This is a genomic window from Mesorhizobium sp. CA15, assembly GCF_020165215.1.
Classification (GTDB): Bacteria; Pseudomonadota; Alphaproteobacteria; order Rhizobiales; family Rhizobiaceae; genus Mesorhizobium.
The window spans coordinates 499772-514908 of sequence record NZ_JAIUHQ010000003.1 but is presented as its reverse complement, the minus strand read 5'-3'; the positions used below and the strand labels follow the sequence as shown (position 1 = coordinate 514908).

Annotated in this window: 13 protein-coding genes; 3 read left to right on the top strand and 10 right to left on the bottom strand. The window is 64.5% G+C overall.

What is annotated here, in order from left to right:
- Window positions 1-75 precede the first annotated feature (75 nt).
- Both LB515_RS09035 and LB515_RS09030 read right to left on the bottom strand, forming a co-directional pair.
- A complete protein-coding gene (locus LB515_RS09035) occupies window positions 76-678 on the bottom strand; it encodes a superoxide dismutase (RefSeq protein WP_095766866.1) in 603 nt (200 codons plus the stop codon).
- Window positions 679-888: 210 nt separating this feature from the next.
- The gene (locus tag LB515_RS09030; RefSeq protein WP_224529897.1) at window positions 889-1767 is read right to left on the bottom strand and encodes a branched-chain amino acid aminotransferase; all 879 of its coding nucleotides are present in this window, start codon (window positions 1765-1767) and stop codon (window positions 889-891) included.
- Between the two features lie 151 nt (window positions 1768-1918).
- Between LB515_RS09030 and LB515_RS09025 the strand changes: the two genes are divergently transcribed.
- Both LB515_RS09025 and LB515_RS09020 read left to right on the top strand, forming a co-directional pair.
- A complete protein-coding gene (locus tag LB515_RS09025; protein WP_224529906.1) occupies window positions 1919-2581 on the top strand; it encodes a haloacid dehalogenase type II in 663 nt (220 codons plus the stop codon).
- Window positions 2582-2752: 171 nt separating this feature from the next.
- On the top strand, window positions 2753-3574 hold the full coding sequence (locus LB515_RS09020) for a L,D-transpeptidase (protein ID WP_095766864.1): 822 nt from the start codon (window positions 2753-2755) through the stop codon (window positions 3572-3574).
- Window positions 3575-3586: 12 nt separating this feature from the next.
- Here the strand turns inward: LB515_RS09020 and LB515_RS09015 are convergent, their stop codons facing one another.
- Complete coding sequence (locus tag LB515_RS09015; protein ID WP_224529910.1) at window positions 3587-5014, bottom strand: PLP-dependent aminotransferase family protein; 1428 nt, start codon at window positions 5012-5014, stop codon at window positions 3587-3589.
- 75 nt (window positions 5015-5089) lie between these two features.
- On the opposite strand from LB515_RS09015, the gene LB515_RS09010 reads away from it, so the two are divergent.
- Entirely contained in the window at window positions 5090-5713 is a 624-nt protein-coding gene (locus LB515_RS09010; RefSeq protein WP_224529912.1) for an FMN-binding negative transcriptional regulator, read from the top strand.
- Between the two features lie 49 nt (window positions 5714-5762).
- Here LB515_RS09010 and LB515_RS09005 read toward each other — a convergent pair whose 3' ends face one another.
- The 7 genes from LB515_RS09005 to LB515_RS08975 form a co-directional block, all read right to left on the bottom strand.
- Window positions 5763-6239: a DUF4189 domain-containing protein gene (locus LB515_RS09005; RefSeq protein ID WP_095766862.1), complete on the bottom strand. Its 477-nt coding sequence runs from the start codon at window positions 6237-6239 to the stop codon at window positions 5763-5765.
- Between the two features lie 49 nt (window positions 6240-6288).
- On the bottom strand, window positions 6289-7008 hold the full coding sequence (locus LB515_RS09000; RefSeq protein ID WP_224529914.1) for a hypothetical protein: 720 nt from the start codon (window positions 7006-7008) through the stop codon (window positions 6289-6291).
- A 12-nt stretch (window positions 7009-7020) separates the two neighbouring features.
- Window positions 7021-7461, bottom strand: coding sequence for an invasion associated locus B family protein (locus LB515_RS08995; protein WP_318011864.1), 441 nt, complete (start codon window positions 7459-7461; stop codon window positions 7021-7023).
- 140 nt (window positions 7462-7601) lie between these two features.
- On the bottom strand, window positions 7602-12080 hold the full coding sequence (locus LB515_RS08990; protein ID WP_224529941.1) for a YadA-like family protein: 4479 nt from the start codon (window positions 12078-12080) through the stop codon (window positions 7602-7604).
- A complete protein-coding gene (locus LB515_RS08985) occupies window positions 12077-12532 on the bottom strand; it encodes a hypothetical protein (RefSeq protein ID WP_224529943.1) in 456 nt (151 codons plus the stop codon). Before LB515_RS08985 ends, LB515_RS08990 begins: the two co-directional genes overlap by 4 nt.
- A gap of 181 nt (window positions 12533-12713) precedes the next feature.
- Complete coding sequence (locus LB515_RS08980) at window positions 12714-13214, bottom strand: helix-turn-helix transcriptional regulator (RefSeq protein ID WP_224707471.1); 501 nt, start codon at window positions 13212-13214, stop codon at window positions 12714-12716.
- Window positions 13215-13537: 323 nt separating this feature from the next.
- Window positions 13538-15061: a helicase HerA-like C-terminal domain-containing protein gene (locus LB515_RS08975; RefSeq protein WP_224529946.1), complete on the bottom strand. Its 1524-nt coding sequence runs from the start codon at window positions 15059-15061 to the stop codon at window positions 13538-13540.
- Window positions 15062-15137: the final 76 nt, after the last annotated feature.

Below are 15137 nucleotides of genomic sequence, written 5' to 3'. Positions count from 1 at the left end.
TTGCCGGCTGGCTTGCCGTTTCCACTGCCCGAAAAAGAAAAGCCCCGGCAAACCGGGGCTTTTCGTCAAAATCACTCAGGCTTTGGCCTTCTCGTAAAGCTCCAGGACGTAGTCCCAGTTGATCAGGCTGTCGACAAAGGCCTCGAGGTATTTCGGCCGCGCGTTGCGGTAGTCGATGTAATAGGAGTGCTCCCATACGTCGACGCCGAGGATCGGCGAGCCGCCATGGACCAGCGGGTTCTCGCCGTTCGGGGTCTTGGAGATTTCCAGCTTGCCGTTCTTGACCGAGACCCAGGCCCAGCCGGAGCCGAACTGGGTGGTGCCAGCGGCGATGAAATCCGCCTTGAACTTGTCGTAGCCGCCGAGATCGCTGTCGAAGGCCTTCTGCAGCGCGCCCGGCAGCTTGTTGCCGCCGCCGCCCTTCTTCATCCATTTCCAGAAATGGATGTGGTTGTAGTGCTGGGCGGCGTTGTTGAAGAGCCCGGCATTCTTGCCGAAGGACTGCTTCACGGCCTCTTCGACGGACAGGTCGCCCATTCCGGCCTCGGCCGCCAGCTTGTTGCCGTTGTCGACATAGGCCTTGTGGTGCTTGTCGTGGTGATACTCCAGCGTCTCCTTCGACATGTAAGGCTGCAAGGCCTCGTAGTCATAGGGCAAGGCGGGCAACTCAAAAGCCATGGATGGTACTCCCTCGAGGAAAAAAGTCCGGTGATACTACCGGGCTAAGATAGGTCTGGAATGGATCGGGGCAACTCCGGAATGGAGCGCCGAGCGACTTTTTAGAGCAATTCCAGGAAAAGTGCGAAACGGTTTTCCGTGCGGAATTGCGCAAAACAGGAAGATGGAGCGTGTCGCCGTTTCCCTGAAACGGTGAAACGCTCCAGCGGGTCAGGCGGCGGACGTTGAATGCGCCCATTCCCAATAGAGCTCGCGCGCCTTCTTGGCTACCGGACCGGGCTGCAGATCGCGGTTTTCGATGCGCGTGACGGGCACCACTTTTGAGTGGTTGCCGGTCGAGAATATCTCGTCGGCTTCGAGGAAATCGCGGACCGACAGCGTCTTCTCGGTGGTCCTGAAACCGTAGTCGCCGAGCAGGCTGATGGTGCGCGAGCGGGTGATGCCCGAGAGAAACGTGCCGTTCGGGGCCGGAGTCATCACATGACCGTCCTTGACCAGGAAGATGTTGGAGGTCCCGGTCTCAGCAACATTGCCCAGCATGTCGAGCACCAAAGCGTTGTCGAAGCCGCGGTTCTTGGCCTCCAGAATGGCACGGCCATTGTTGGGGTAGAGGCAGCCGGCCTTGGCGTTGGTGGGCATGGTCTCGATGGTCGGGCGCCGGAACGGCGAGACGCCGATCGAAAAGCCGGATGGCGGGATCATCGGCGATTCATAGAGGCAGAGGCAGAACCGGGTCGAGGCCGGGTCGGCCGGCACGCCCATATAGCCGCCATGCTCGGCCCAATACATCGGCCTTATATAGACCGCCGTCTTGCCGTCGAATTTCTTGAGGCCGTCCCAAGTCAGGCAGACGATCTCTTCGGTCGTCATCGAAGGCTTCAGGCCAAGCGCGATCGCGGAGGCGTTGACGCGAGCGGAGTGCAGTTCGAGGTCGGGCGCGACGCCCTCGAACCAGCGACCGCCGTCAAAGACGCTGGTGCCGAGCCACATGGCGTGGCTGCGCGGCCCGAGAATGGCGACGTTGCCCTCGTACCAGTCGCCGTCCACATAGGTCCAAGTCGCGGTATGCGCCGCCGCCGCCAGTGTCATGGTCGCCGTCCAATTGAGTGATTTCAGTCCGCCATAGGACGATGCTTTGACGGTTGGCGTCAATTGACATCGGGAAAAATCGTTGAGGCCAGAGGCACTTGGCCGCAATCAATGCTTGCGCGGCAAGCCTGCGCGCCGCAAAACTTGAGACATGCATCATGCGGCTTATGTCTTCGACGCCTATGGCACGTTGTTCGACGTGCATGCCGCCGTGCGCCGTCATGCCGGCGAGATCGGCCCGGACGGCCAGCTTCTCTCCGAAATCTGGCGCGCCAAGCAGCTCGAATATTCCTGGGTGCGGACGCTGATGGGATCATACGCCGACTTCTGGAAACTGACCGAACAGGCGCTGGATTTCGCTTTGCGCAAGGTGCCCTCGGCCGATCCGGCGCTGCGGACGAAACTGCTCGAAGCCTATTGGCGACTCGACTGCTATCCGGAAGTGCCGGCAGTGCTGAAGGCGCTCAAGGCGTCGGGCGCGAAGCTCGCTATTTTATCCAACGGCTCGCCTGAAATGCTCGACGCGGCGGTCCAATCCGCGGCGCTCGACCAGATCCTCGACGACGTGTTTTCGGTCGACGAGGTCAAACGCTTCAAGACCGACCCCTCGGTCTACGACATGGTGGTCACCGGCTGGCGGCTTTACCCCGGCGCGGTTTCGTTCCAGTCGTCGAACCGTTGGGACATCGCCGGCGCGACGAGATTCGGTTTTCGCACGGTATGGATCAACCGGACCAACCAGCCGGACGAGTATCGCGACCTCCCGCCGGGGCTGATCCTGCCTTCGCTCGAAGGTCTCCTGGCAGAGACCTAACGCCGCTGTTGCTCCAGGGCAACAGCTGTGGCGCAGTCACAGCTTCGCCTTTTTCTGTCCACCCTCAGGCCAGAATTGGAACCGCCTATCGCCGCCGACTGTTATGAATGCCGCCGCGACGTGCCCGCGGGTTCATGCTTTCTTGCGAATTAAGACCTAGAAAAGGCAACCATGTCAGACGCTTCCTTCCGCATCAGCCGCCGTGGCTTCCTCAATTTCACAGCCCTCGGCGCTGCCTCGGCCGCCGTGTCCGCCTGCACCACCACCGGTCCTGCACCAGCCCCCGTCCAGCCGCCGCCGCCCGCCTATGTCGAGCCGCCGCTCGGCGATTATGAGACGATGTATGGTGCGATGTCGGACAATGGCTTCGACCTGCCGGCCATCCCGGTCAACAAGATCGATCACAGATTCTTGCGCCAGATCGTCCCCGATCCGACCGGACAGCGTCCGGGCACCATCGTCGTCGATACCACCGGTCACTTCCTCTATCTGGTGCGCGAGGGCGGCCAGGCGATCCGCTACGGCGTCGGCCTCGGCCGCGCCGGCTTCGAATGGTCGGGTGACGCGGTCGTGCAGTGGAAGCAGAAATGGCCGAAATGGACGCCGCCGGACGAGATGGTGGCCCGCCAGCCGGAACTGACGCAATTCAGCGCCAAGAATGGCGGCATGCCAGGCGGCCTGAAGAACCCACTCGGGGCGCGCGCGCTCTATCTCTTCCAAGGCAATCAGGACACGCTCTACCGCTTGCACGGCTCGCCCGAATGGTGGTCGATCGGCAAGTCGGTATCGTCGGGCTGCGTGCGTCTGATCAACCAGGACATCATCGACCTCTACGACCGCGTGCCGACCAAGACGCCGGTCATCGTGACGGCCAATATCGGCGCGCCTGAAGAGGACATGCCGGAGCGCAAGGCGATCCCGATCGACAATGGCGTGCCGACGGGCTCGATCCTGCTCGGCCCGGTGAAGCGGCTCACCAACGAGATTTTCTAAGACCCCAATCGGTCAGCGGTGCTCGGCCAAAATGGCGGCCAGCACCGCAACGCCGCGTCGCAATGCCTCCGCGTCGAGCCCGGCGTAGCCCAGGATGAAGCCGGCCGTTTCCGGCCTAGGCCTGCTCGGATCATAAAGGGGCGACACGGGATAGAGGCCGATGCCGGCAGCGCGCGCCGCGGCGATGATCGCCGGTTCGCGTCCGGCATCGATGCCGTTCATCCAGGCGACGACATGCAGGCCGGTGTCCGCTCCGGAGACAGTGACCCGCGGCCCCAGATGGTCAGTCAAAGCCTTCAGCAGGACCTGTCTGCGTTCGGCGTTCTTCCTGCGGATGCTGCGCACGTGGCGCTCATAGGCTCCGCTCGCCAGCAGCTCGGCCAACACGTCCTGTTCCAGCATCGGAGCATGCCGGTCGGTCAGACGCTTGGCCTCGCCGAACGCCCGGCGCAGGCTGACGGGGACGACGAGATAGCCGAGCCTCAAGGTCGGCGAGAGCGTCTTGGACAACGTGCCGACATAGATGACCGTGTCCGCGTCCAGCGCCTGCAGCGGCGGAATGGGGCTGATGTCGTGACGGTATTCGCCGTCATAATCGTCTTCCACAATATAGGCCCTCGTGCCGACGGCCCAGGCCAGCAGCGAACGCCGCCGCGTCGCCGAAAGCACGCCGCCGAGCGGAAACTGATGCGAGGGCGTCACATAGGCGAGACGGGCCGGCGGCAGCTTTTCCGTCTGTAGCCCATCCGCATCGACAGGAACGGGCACGGCAATGCCTCCCGCCGCCACGAAGGCGTGGCGTGCCAGCAGATAGCCCGGGTTCTCGATCACAAAGGGGTCACCGGGGTCGAGCAGCAGTCGCGCGCAGAGGTCGAGCCCCTGCTGCGAGCCGTTGACGATGACGATCTGGTCCGGCGTGCAATTGATGCCGCGAGCCCGCCAGAGATAAGCCTGAAGCGCATTACGCAGACCGGAAGAGCCCTGCGGGTCGCCATAGCGCAGCCGCGCGGCGCGGTTGACGATTGCCTTGTTCGACGCCCGCCGCCAAGCCAGCACGGGAAAGTCCGCTCCGGACAGGTCGCCATAGCGAAAATCCGCAATCTTGGCCGGCTGCGCCAACGCCGCTGGAGATAGGGTCAGCAACCGTCGCGCGAATGCCGACAGGTGCCGTGGCGAAGCGGCCGCGACGGGCGCTTCTCCCGACGCCTTCTCCAGCCCCGGAGCAACGATAGCGCGCGCCCCTTGCCGGATGATCAGATAGCCCTCGGCATCGAGCTGGCTGTAGGCGGCGGTCACCGTGGTCCGCGACGCGCCCCATTCGGCGGCAAAGGCCCGCGTCGACGGCAAGCGATCACCGGGCCTGTAGGCGCCGCTGTGGATCCGCGTCTTGATGGCCGCGATGATGCGGCGCGCGACGCCGTCCTGCTCCAACTGGACCACCAAAAACCTTCAAAACTGGATGTTCCAAGCAAGCCAGCTTCCGGCATCTTGCTGTGCAACGCAAGGAATTTCATCATGTACACACCACCTGCCTTCCGCGACGACGATCAAGAGAGCCTGATGGCCACGACCCGCGCGGCGCGGCTGGCAATTCTGGTGACCGCCACGGCCGATGGGCCGCTGGCGACGCATCTGCCGCTTTTGCTCGACGAGAACGAGGGTGAGCACGGCGTGATCTACGGCCACGTCGCAAAGGCAAACCCGCAGTGGCGCGTGCCGCCGCTGGGCAACGGCCTGGCGATATTCATGGGCCCGGATGCCTATGTGACGCCGGCCTGGTACCAGACCAAGCAGGAGACCGGGAAGGTCGTCCCGACCTGGAACTATGTCGCCGTCCACGCCCATGGGCCGATCGAATTCTTCGAGGATGCCGACAGGCTGCTCGAGGTCGTGACCCGCCTGACCAACCTGCATGAAGGCGAGCGCGCCGCGCCCTGGGCGGTGTCGGACGCGCCGGCGGATTTCATCCAATCGCAGCTGAAGGGCATTGTCGGCCTGCGCATGCCGATTACAAAGGTCGAAGGCAAGCGCAAGATGAGCCAGAACCGCAACGCCGCCGATCGCGCCGGTATCGTGTCCGGCCTCTCATCCAGCGACCGGCCTTCAGACCGCGAGGTCGCGCCGCTCATTCCAGTGTGAACGGCGCGATATCGGCCAACCGCCGCGGCTGCTTGAGTTCCGCAGCAAGTCAGGTGCAGACCCACTCGCGGATCTTGCACTCCTTGCTCTCGCCTCCGCACTGGGCTGTCGCCTTCTCCTCGGCTTCGCGGCGGGTCGCGGCTGATGCTGCACTCCAGAACGGCGTCGCCTCGCCACGGCTCTTGCCTACCGAAAGCGCCGCGCAGTGCTCATAGGGAAAGCCGGTGCCGTCATCATCGTCCCAATGGCGATGGTTGCGGAACACTTCGACCACCCGGCAGCCCTTGCCATCTGCATTCTCGCAATGCTTGAGCGCGATGTCTTCCGCCTCTTGCCGCTTGTCGGCGCCCCAGAAGAAGCCGTGACGGCCGTCGCCCGGCGAATAGGCGATCGCGCCCCAGATGCCTTTTTCCTCGCCGGTCTGCGCCGGCGGTGACGGGGCGATCAGGTCAGCCGCGTTGCTCGCAATCGTAAGCCCGGCGAGCGCCGCAAGCAGCGGGATCGAAAGGCGGGGATTGATCAGCATCTTCGTGCTCCAGTTGCAGCTATTCAGCAGTCGACTGTCATGCCCGGCTCTAGCCGCCCATGCGCGCGACCGAGACGACGATGCAAGCGTTGCCGGTCGGGACCAGCAGCGCCTGGCCGGCATTGTCGGCCAGGTTGAAAAGCATCGAGTTCGAAAGATTGTCCGCCAGCAGGCTGCCCTTCGGGAGCGTTCCGGCGACTTCCTGGCAAGAGCGCGTGAACGGCGCCACGCGCACGAAGCCGCCCTCGCAGCTCTGGCCGAGAGGCGAGGCAAAAACGACGCCCGCGGCTTGTGTCTTGTAGTTCGGCAGGTTGTAGCTCATCCCGGCGACGGCCTGCACGGCGTGGGTGTCGGGCGAAGTGTTGTCCCATTGCGTCTGGATCGCATAGGTCGACCCGGCAGTCAGAGCCTGCCCCATCGTGGCAAAGAGATTGGCGCAGGTGCGGACGCCTGCCTGCGCGACATGCGCCTGAAAGGGATTCTTGTTTGCCGAGGCGTCGGCCGTCGCGGGCACGGCTTCCGCCGGCTTGCCCTGCATGGGTGCCTGCGCCTGCGCGGAGGCCGTGCCCGCGACGAATGTTCCAAGCGCGGGATAGAGGCGGAACGACAGGACCACCGCCGCCGCGACCAGGATGGCGAACGCGCCGAGCAGCGCCGTGTTTCGCACCAGGCGCCGGCCTGGCGAACGCTGTGGCGGCGGACTTGCCGGCGGCTCCGGCAGCGCGACCGGCTGCGTCAGGATTCTGTCCTCGATGGATTGGCGTGTCATCTCGAAGTCTTTCTAGTTGATGGCCGACAGCGCGGTCTTGAGTCCCTTGAACGGGGCATCAAGGTTGACGGTCGCCCCCGACGGCAGGGAATAGGAAACCTGGACCGTGGTCTCTTTGCCGATCTGCTCGCGAAGCACCGGGCCAACGGGCACATAGCCGACGCAAACCGACGCATCGCAACCCTGCAGTTGAACGTCGACCGGCTGTTTGCGGCCGGCGAGTCTCAGCGAAAGCTTGCTGCCCTTACCTGCCGCGCTCGGAGTCCGCAATATCATAAAGGGTTTGCCTTTCTCGTCGGCCGCGAGCGACCAGCTGAAGACCAACGCCTGGCTTTGGTCGATGAAAGACTGGCCGATATTGCAAACCTTCTTCCTGGCCTGCAGGTTCTCGTCGCAGATCAGCGTCCAGTTCTCGAACGGACGAGTGGTGCGCTGATAGTCGCCAAGCTTCACGCCCGCGGGCACCGCGACGTCGGAAGGTTTTATCCGATAGGCAGGCTGGGCCGCCTCCTGCCCGGCCGCGTGCGGGCCGGACAGAAGGAGGCAAGTCCCGGATATCACGGCAAGGGCCGTCTGCCTGGTCATCAACGAGCTCAGTTCAGGGTAAAGCTGACGCCCGCGCCGACACCCCAGTGCCCGCCCGCCGTCGTGCCCGAGACGTTCGCTCTCGCCCGGCCGTCCTCGCTGGTGTAACCGGCGCCGAACGCCACGGCGCCTTCGCCGCGCCAGTAGCCGCCGCCGGCCGCCACGCTCAACTTGCCCGGACGGTCGTCATAGCGCAGCGAGGCGGCCGCAAGGCCGATCGCGGCGGCCTGGCGCGCCTCGCCCCGAGCCTCGCCCATATCCATGTTGAGCTGGCTGAGCTTGGAGTCGGTGTAGGCATTGGCCTGCTGCAGCGTGGTGGCCGCCACCTGGTTGGTGTAGGCCTTGGAGTTGTCGAACGTTGTCGCCAGCCCGTTATTGAACTGTAGGACGTTGACCGCGTCGGTGTCGGCGGTACCGGCACCGACATTGTGGATGACGACGGGCGCATTCACGTCGCCGCCGACGAGCGTCAGCGAATTGGACTTGGTGCCGTCCGGGTTCTTGTCATACTGGACGGCGAACTCATTCAGATTGCCGACACTTCCCTGCACTGCTTCGACAGCCTGGTTGGTCGCGTAGAGCTGGCTGCCGTTGATGGCGTCGGTGGAGGAGGCACTGATCCGCCCCGCCGCCACGTTGGTGACGGTGCGCTCGTTGCCGACGCTGCCGACGCTAACCGTGCTCGTCGGAGCGGTTCCGGCGAAGGTGTAGTTGACGCCGTTGATTGTCGTGCCGGTGGTGGCGACTGCCGCGGCGGTCGTCGAGCCGGCGCCGAGCGCGACGCTGCCCGGCTCATTGGCCGTGGCGCCGGCGCCGAGCGCCATGGACTGGGCGCCGTTGGCGGTCGAGTTGGTGCCAAAGGCGATGCTGTCAGCCTGGTTGGAGGTCGCGTTCTGGCCGATCGCGATACCGCCCGGCGCCGTCTGTTGGACGATGGCGCCGTTGCCCATGCCGATACCGTTGTCGCCGTTGACGGTGGTGCGCGGACCGATCGCGACCGACTCGGCGCCGACTGCCAGCGAGTCCGGCGCGGTCGAATTGGCGTGGAAGTACATGCTCCCCGTCACAGCGAAGGAGCTCAGCGCGCCTTTCAACTGGCGAAGCGTGACCGCATCCTGGTCCTGCGTGCCGTCGGCCACGTTGATGATCTGGCGATAAGCGGTGGAGGTTCCCACCGAGACGGCGCCGAGCAGGCTCATATCCGCGGTGTTGTAGGGAATGAGGCCGGTGCCGGAGAGGATCGATCCCGACGTGGGCGCGACCGCGCGATCCGAAACCGAGCCGGAGCCCAGCGCCACGCCGTCGGCGATGGTGACCGCGGTGCCGCGGCCGAGGGCCAGGGAATTGGCGGCGGATGCGGTCGCCTGATAGCCGAGCGCCGAGGAGCCAACCCCTTGCGCGAAGGCGTCGGTAATCGGCAGCGTGGTGTCGTTGGTGCGCACGTAGCGGATGCCGTCGCCATTGGCGTCCGTGTATGCAGTCGAGGTGTCGCCGGCAAAATTGTTGATCGTGTTGCCGAGCGTGGTGATGTCGGCGGTGTTGGCGGCGATATCGGTCGTATTCTGCGTCACCTGCTGGTTGGTCGCGAAGAGCTGCGAGCCGTTGACCGCATCGGTCGAGGAGTTGCTCAACTGCCCGGCCGCGACGTTCTGGATCTGGCGCTCCGCGCCCACCGAACCGACCGAGAACGCGCCGGCCGGCGTTCCGCCGGCGAAGGTGTAGTTGACGCCGCCGATCGTCGTGCCGCCGACATTGGTCGTGGTTCCGGACACCGAATTCAGGCCGATCGCCACGTCGCCGGCATTGTTGGCGACGGCATTCGGGCCAATCGCGACGGAATCGGTCCCCAGAGCCTGGGAGTCGGCAAGCGTCGAATTGGCATGGAAATACTTGATGCCGCCGCCGGTATTGATGTTGTTGATCGTATTGCCGAGAGTGGTGATGTCGGCGGTGTTGGCCGCGATATCGGTCGTGTTCTGGGTTACCTGCTGGTTGGTGGCGAACAGTTGCGAGCCGTTGATCGCGTCGGTCGAGGAGTTGCTCAACCGCCCGGCCGCGACGTTCTGGATCTGGCGCTCCGCGCCCACCGAGCCGACCGAGAATGCGCCCGCCGGGGTTCCGCCGGCGAAGGCGTAGTTCACACCGCCGATCGTCGTGCCGCCGACCACCGTCGTGGTGCCGGATACGGAGTTCAGGCCGATTGCCACGTCGCCGGCGTTGTTGGCCACAGCATTGGGGCCAATCGCGACCGAATCCGTCCCCAGAGCCTGGGAGTCGGGCAGCGTCGAATTGGCGTGGAAATACTTGATGCCGGCACCCGTGTTGATGTTGGTGATCGTATTCCCGATGTTGGCGATATCGGTCGTGTTCTGCGTCACCTGCTGATTGGTGGCGAAAAGCTGCGAACCGTTGATGGCGTCGGTCGAGGCGTTGCTGAGCCGGCCCGCGGCGAGATTGGTGAGGGTCCGCTCCGCGCCTGGAGCGCCGATGCTGACGGTCGAGGTCGGCGTCGTGCCGGCGAAGGCGTAGGTCGTGGTGCCGATCGTCGTGCCGCTGGTGCCGACTGCTGCGGCGGTTACCGAGCCGGAGCCGAGCGCCACGTCGCCGGAGCTTGCCGCCGCAGTAGCGCCGTCGCCCAGGGCGACATTGCCGGCGAGACCGGCGGCGCCCGCGGTAGAGCCGTTGCCCAGCGCCACGGAGCCTTGCCCGATCGCCTTGTTGCTGTTGCCGATGGCAACGGCGCCGTTGGCCATATTGGCGGCGGTAGCGGTCGCCGTGCCGTCGCTGTTGGCGATGTTGTTGGCGCCGCCGGTGAAGGCGCCGGTACCGCTGGCGTAGCTCGGATCGCCGATGGCCACCGCGCCGTCGCCATAGGCGGTGTTGCCGGCGCCGATGGCCACGGCCTTGCCGCCATCGGTAGTCGCGCCCGTTCCGATGGCGATGGAGTCGGCGGAGAGCGCAGCGGACTGCAGACCGACCGCGACGGCGTTGGCTGCAGTCGCCTGGCTCTCGCGTCCCATCGCAAGGGCGTCGCCCGCAGATGCCGTCACGTCCGTGCCGATGCCGATGGCGTTGTCTCCACTGGCGCTCGTTGCAAAAGTGCTCGAGCCGACATAGACGGCGCCTATCCCGGACGCCCTCGTCCCTGCGCCGAGAGAGATGGAGTTCACGGCGCTGCTTTGGGCGCCGCGGCCGAGCGCGGTACTGTTGAGTCCAGTGGCGCGGGTGTCACGTCCGACGGCGGTGGAATTGTCGGCGCTGGCTACGGTCCCGATGCCGAGTGCCACGGACTGTGCGCCGGCCGCGTTGGCGCTCACGCCGGCAGCAAGCGAATTGTCTCCCGTCGCATTCGCTCCGGACCCAAACGAGGACGCGTTTTGGCCGCTGGCAACGGCCGTGTTGCCAACCGCCGTGCTGGCGGAGCCGCTCGCAATTGAAGTAGCACCCATGGCCGTGGCGAAAGCGCCCGAAGAGAGCGAATTGGTGCCGATCGCGATGCTGTTGGGCAGGGCCGTATTGGCCTGAACGCCCGCCTGCGCTCCCAAGCCGAGCGCGATGGACTGGTTGCCCCAGGCGCTGGCTGTGTTGCCCATAGCCGTGGCGCTCGTTCCCGTTGCCTTGGTCAGGATGCCTATGGCAACGGTGTTTTGCTGAGACGCCGTCACATCGGTGCCAAGAGCGATGGCGCCCTGCGCAGTAGCGCCCGCTCCCGCAAGAGTGCGCCCGCCGATATTGATGGAGTTGATCTGTGTAGCGACCGACTGGAAGCCGATCGCGATGGCATTCTGGTTGCTTGCGGTGGCGGAAGTACCTTGAGCAAAGGCATCTATTCCCGACGCAACAGATGAATTGCCAATCGCGGTACTGCGCAGCCCGGTGGCTTGGGTCCCCCAGCCGCCGGCGAAGGAGGTGGCGCCGCTGGCCAAGGAACTGACGCCGACGGCTGTGGCGTTGCCACCCGAAGCAACGGAGAAGGTTCCCAGGGCGCTGGCGCCCGCGGCGGTTGCACTGGAGCTGACGCCGATCGCTACCGTATTGACGTTGTTCGAAATTGTGCCGGAGCCCAGCGCCACCGCGCCGCCGGGGCCGGTGGCCGACGCGGTTCGGCCGATAGCGACAGAGTATTGCGCTGTCGATTGAGCCTGGAAGCCGAGCGCTATGGCCCAGTTGAGGCTGGCGGTTGAGCCATTTCCGATCGCTATGGTCTCGGGAGCGGTCGCGGACCCGCCGCCTGCGGCATATTGCGCTTGCGCCGGCGCCGCGAACAGGAACAAAGCGGCGGCCGATGCAATATACCCAAGGCTTGCGCCGACGCCGAGCTTGCCGAGCCCACGTCCCTTGCGTCGCATGCCGAGCACGCGATGCGCGTTGCGCAGCGTCGCCATCAGGCGGCGGCGCAGCGAACGGCTCTCGGGAGCGCCGGAGACCCAGTTTCCAGCAAATCGGGCCGACCCGCGCCGAGCGATACGTTCTTGCCTGAAGTTCATTGCGAGAATGCCTCCTTTGGTGGGTCGCGCTCGATAACGGCAGGTTCCGCCGACCCTGCCGCCAAAGCGTGTCTGCTCGAAAATGGGATGATCACATCGGCGCCGCGCGCGAGCAGCGCGTGGCCCTGTTTTTCCCCGATCGCCTCGACGCGATCGAGCGTGTTTTCAAGCCAGGCGTCACCCGCCTCGGGCACAGCCTGAAGCGCCGCGGCAACCCGCTCCGGCGGGATCAGCCGCTCGAGATAGGACCGCACCGCCGCCAGATGGACGGCAGGTGCGTCATGCGCGTGAACGACGGTCGTGAGGCCGTAGAGATAATGGGCCAGCAGCATGTCCTGCTTGGCCAGGGGCACGCCATCTCCATAGCGCTTCTCAAGCGTCCTCGATGCCGACTCCAGCCAGTAACCGATCTCCTCGGAAAGGCTCCGGCGAACCGCCGTGTCGTCGCTCATGTCCCCTCGGCCAGCTTAGAATCCGAATACCGGATTTGCTGCAGAAAGACAGGTTTTCCGGGGCTCGTATTCCAACAAATTGCTGTTTATCTGAAAATATACCGTAGGTCTTCCATGGGTTAACGCAAAATTACTTTAGTAATACCTTTTATAAGCCGATCCATAGATAACTGCGCGGGAATTAGCCCTGCCTGCCGGCCCCCGATTGAACCAGCCTCTCTCGCACCTGCATTGGAGTTACGTCGCGGTATTTCTTCATCGTGGTGGTGAGATGGCTCTGGCTCGAGAAGCCGCTCAGATAGGCGATGTCCGTGATCGACATGCGCCTGTCGGCCAGCAGCTTCTCGGCAAAGTCAAGGCGAAGGGCAAGAACATATTGATGCGGCGTCACGCCGAACGTCTTGGAGAAAGCACGGGCGAAATGGTAAGGCGACAGCCCGCACACAGCGGCCATTTCGGCGAGCGAAAGCTTGCGCGAAAAGTTTTCGCTCAGGAATTGCGCCACGAGGCGAGCGTGGCCGAGCGACAGCCCACCTTTCGCGTTCAGCACCGGCCGCCTTTCAGGAGGGATTTCCGAATACCAAGCTTGCAGATCGTCATCGCGCCGCAACTTGGACTCCTGATGCTCAGCCCTCCGCAGTCTTGGCCCAACCTTAGCGGGCGCTTTCGGTTCCCTGGCCACAATAATTCGTGATCGCACGTGCTGTCGGCGCTATCCAGTTTGCCCCCCGGCAACAGCACGTCAAAGGCCATGATTTGGCGCGTCCGGTATTTCATGAAATTGCGGTTCTGCTGGGAAAAGTTCCCTTGCGAAAAGTTTTAGCTGCCGCTGATGCGGCTCGCCCGTCGACGAGTAAGATTTGATCGTCGCTAGGTAACGAGGACGACTCTCAGGGGCGGCGCATTTCCGTGACGGATTCGCGCGACGGCAAGCGGATCTCGCCCGATATCAAAGGTTGCGGTGCATGATTCGCGTCGCGCCGAGCGCGGTGCCGCCTCTCCGCTTCAGCGGCCTCTCGCCAGGCTGCCCAAAATCCCGCGCACGATGGCGCGGCCGACGGACGAGCCGACCGAGCGCACCACCGACTTGATGGCGGCTTCGGCAACGGTCTGGCGGTTGGAAGACCGCCGGTTGCCTGTCCCAAGGACATCATCGAAGCCCGGAATGGTCCAGCGCGAACCGCCGCTGTTCTGCTGCTGTGCCTGCGCCTCGGCGTCCTGCGCCTCCTTGGCCTTTTTCTGCAGCATTTCGAAGGCCGATTCGCGATCGACGGTCTCGTCATACTGGCCGGCGACCGGGCTCTCAGCGATGATCTTGCGGCGCTCGTCGGGCGTGATCGGTCCGAGCCGCGATGACGGCGGCCGGATCAGCGTGCGCTGGACCATGGCCGGCACGCCCTTGTCCTCCAGCATCGACACCAGCGCCTCGCCGGTGGCGAGCTGGGTGATGGCGGTGGCGCAGTCGAAATCGGGATTGGGCCGGAAGGTTTCGGCGGCCGTGCGCACCGCCTGCTGCTCGCGCGGCGTATAGGCGCGCAGCGCGTGCTGGACGCGGTTGCCGAGCTGGGCCAGCACCTTTTCCGGAATGTCCAGCGGGTTCTGGGTGACGAAATAGACGCCGACGCCCTTGGAGCGGATCAGCCGCACCACCTGCTCGACGCGGTCGATCAGCACCTTCGGCGCGTCCTCGAACAGGAGATGCGCCTCGTCGAAGAAGAACACCAGCTTTGGCCGGTCGAGATCACCGACCTCGGGCAATTCCTCGAACAGCTCCGACATCAGCCAAAGCAGGAAGGTGGCGTAGAGCCTGGGATTCATCATCAATTTGTCGGCCGCCAGAACGCTGATCGCGCCGCGCCCGTCACGGGTGGTGCGCATGATGTCGGCGATGCGCAGCGCCGGCTCGCCGAAGAAGTTGGCGGCACCTTGGCTCTCCAGCACCAGCAGCGTGCGCTGGATGGCGCCGACCGACGGCTTGGTGACATTGCCGTAGCGTGCGCTGAGTTCGTCGGCGCGCTCGGCGATGTTGGCGAGCAGCGCCTGCAGGTCCTTGAGATCGAGCAGCAGCAGGCCTTCCTCGTCGGCGATGCGGAAGGCGATGTTCATGACGCCTTCCTGAGCTTCCGTGAGGTTCATCAGCCGCGACAAAAGCAGCGGGCCCATCTCCGAAATGGTGGCGCGGATCGGATGGCCCTGCTCGCCGAACAGATCCCAGAAGATGACAGGGAATTCCTGGAATTGATAAGGATCGAGCTTCACCTGCTCGGCGCGCTTGACCAGGAAATCCTTGGCCTCGCCCATCATGGATATGCCGGAAAGGTCGCCCTTGATATCGGCGCAGAAGACAGGCACGCCGGCGTTGGAAAAGCCCTCGGCCAGGACCTGCAGGCTGACGGTCTTGCCGGTGCCCGTGGCCCCGGTAACGAGGCCGTGGCGGTTGCCGTAGCGCAGTAGCAGCTCTTCGGCGCGCTGATAGGAATCGTCGGGCTTGCGGCTGGCGCCGATGAAGATACTGGTCTCGTCAACCATGTCCGGTCTCCGCAATCTGTTCCGCTCAAAGGCCTCTCCCGAGGTATAGTAACGCCGGTCGCATGCGGCAATGCCC

What these genes read in the sequence shown, in the direction of transcription:
- LB515_RS09035 (WP_095766866.1), bottom strand. Translation starts at nt 678, where the DNA reads ATGGCTTTTGAGTTGCCCGCCTTGCCCTATGACTACGAGGCCTTGCAG.
- LB515_RS09030 (WP_224529897.1), bottom strand. Translation starts at nt 1,767, where the DNA reads ATGACACTGGCGGCGGCGGCGCATACCGCGACTTGGACCTATGTGGAC.
- LB515_RS09025 (WP_224529906.1), top strand. Translation starts at nt 1,919, where the DNA reads ATGCATCATGCGGCTTATGTCTTCGACGCCTATGGCACGTTGTTCGAC.
- LB515_RS09020 (WP_095766864.1), top strand. Translation starts at nt 2,753, where the DNA reads ATGTCAGACGCTTCCTTCCGCATCAGCCGCCGTGGCTTCCTCAATTTC.
- LB515_RS09010 (WP_224529912.1), top strand. Translation starts at nt 5,090, where the DNA reads ATGTACACACCACCTGCCTTCCGCGACGACGATCAAGAGAGCCTGATG.
- LB515_RS09005 (WP_095766862.1), bottom strand. Translation starts at nt 6,239, where the DNA reads ATGCTGATCAATCCCCGCCTTTCGATCCCGCTGCTTGCGGCGCTCGCC.
- LB515_RS09000 (WP_224529914.1), bottom strand. Translation starts at nt 7,008, where the DNA reads ATGACACGCCAATCCATCGAGGACAGAATCCTGACGCAGCCGGTCGCG.
- LB515_RS08990 (WP_224529941.1), bottom strand. Translation starts at nt 12,080, where the DNA reads ATGAACTTCAGGCAAGAACGTATCGCTCGGCGCGGGTCGGCCCGATTT.
- LB515_RS08985 (WP_224529943.1), bottom strand. Translation starts at nt 12,532, where the DNA reads ATGAGCGACGACACGGCGGTTCGCCGGAGCCTTTCCGAGGAGATCGGT.
- LB515_RS08975 (WP_224529946.1), bottom strand. Translation starts at nt 15,061, where the DNA reads ATGGTTGACGAGACCAGTATCTTCATCGGCGCCAGCCGCAAGCCCGAC.